This window comes from Streptomyces sp. T39, from assembly GCF_008042045.1.
Classification (GTDB): Bacteria; Actinomycetota; Actinomycetes; order Streptomycetales; family Streptomycetaceae; genus Streptomyces.
On sequence record NZ_RDBP01000075.1, the window covers coordinates 1 to 1,301 of the forward strand.

Genomic DNA, 1,301 nt, shown 5'->3' on the forward strand with positions numbered 1-1,301 from the left:
GAGGGGGAAGGGGGCGGTCCGGCGGGCACCGACTTGCAGCCGGTGGTGGCCCAGGCCGCCAGTCCGATCAGGATCCCCGCTGTCGTCTTCGTTCGCTGCACCCGCGCAACTCTGCTGTGCGGGCGGCGGGTTGCCGGGCGGTACGGGCCGTGAATGGCCCGCACGGGTGACGCGCTTTTCGGCCGTGCCACCGGGGGTGGCTCATTCGCCGGTCACACCGTCGATCGCCTCGCGCAGCAGGTCGGCGTGGCCGTTGTGACGGGCGTACTCCTCGATCATGTGCGTCAGGACCCAGCGCAGGCTGAACGGCTCGCCCTTGCGCGACGTGCGGACGCCGACGTCGTCGAGTCCGCGGGCTGCGGTCACCTCACGGGCGGCCTCCACCTCGGCCCGCCAGTCGGCGAGGGTCGCCTCCCAGGTCGTCGCCTCGGTGGCGCGGAAGTCCCCGTCCGGGTCCTCGTCGGAGTAGTAGAGGGCCTCGATCTCTTCACCGGCCGTGACCATGCGGAACCACCAGCGCTCCACGTCGGCGAGATGGCGCACGAGGCCCATCAGGGTCAGCGTCGACGGGGTGACCGAGGGGGTGCGCAACTGTGCGTCGGAGAGCCCCGCGCACTTCATCAGCAAGGTCTCCCGGTGGTAGTCCAGGAAGCCGGTCAGCATCTCGCGTTCGCCGGCGGTGGTGGTGGGTTCGGTGCGCTCGTCGGTCGTCATGGGCGTCATCCTGATCGAGCCCGCCCCCGATGGCCAGCGGTTATCCCGCCCCGCCCGTGCCCAGCATCCCGCGCAGCAACTCGGCGAACCCGGTGCGCAGTTCCTCCGGCCCGGGCACGGCCCGGTGGTAGGCGCCGATCGCGCAGGAGAACATCAGCCCCTCGCACCACGCCACCAGCGACAGCGCGTGGCGTTCGGGTTCCGCCGATCCGCCCGCCGCCATCAGCGCCACCAGCGGCTCGCGGAAGCGGGCACCCGCGCTGTCGTAGAACTCCCGCAGCTCCGGCCGGCGGCGGGCCTCCAGCGCCAGCTCGTAGCGCGCGACGAGCAGTTCCGGGTGCCGGGTCAGATACCGGTGGAGGGCGAGCGCCATGGCGTCCACGAGCTGGGGGCGGCCGCCGGACGGGGCGGGCATCTCGTCGATGGTCAGCACCGCCGCCTCGCGTTCGGCGAGTCGGCGCACGGCCGTCCGCAGAAGGGCGAGCCGGGTGCGGGCGTGGTTGGACGTGGACCCCTGCGGGAGGCCGGCCGCCTCGTCCACCGCCCGGTGGGTCAGCCCCCGCATGCCGCGGTCGGCGAGCAGGGCG

At 73.3% G+C, this 1,301-nt stretch carries 2 protein-coding genes; both read right to left on the reverse strand.

Annotation, left to right across the window (positions count from 1 at the left end; genetic code table 11):
* Positions 1-201 precede the first annotated feature (201 nt).
* Positions 202-723 carry a DinB family protein gene (locus EAO77_RS35295; RefSeq protein WP_187283553.1) on the reverse strand — a complete coding sequence of 174 codons (522 nt, stop codon included), beginning with the start codon at positions 721-723 and terminating at the stop codon, positions 202-204.
* A 31-nt stretch (positions 724-754) separates the two neighbouring features.
* Positions 755-1,301 (reverse strand): TetR/AcrR family transcriptional regulator (locus tag EAO77_RS35300; protein ID WP_147992414.1); only part of this gene is annotated, 547 nt, incomplete at its 5' end.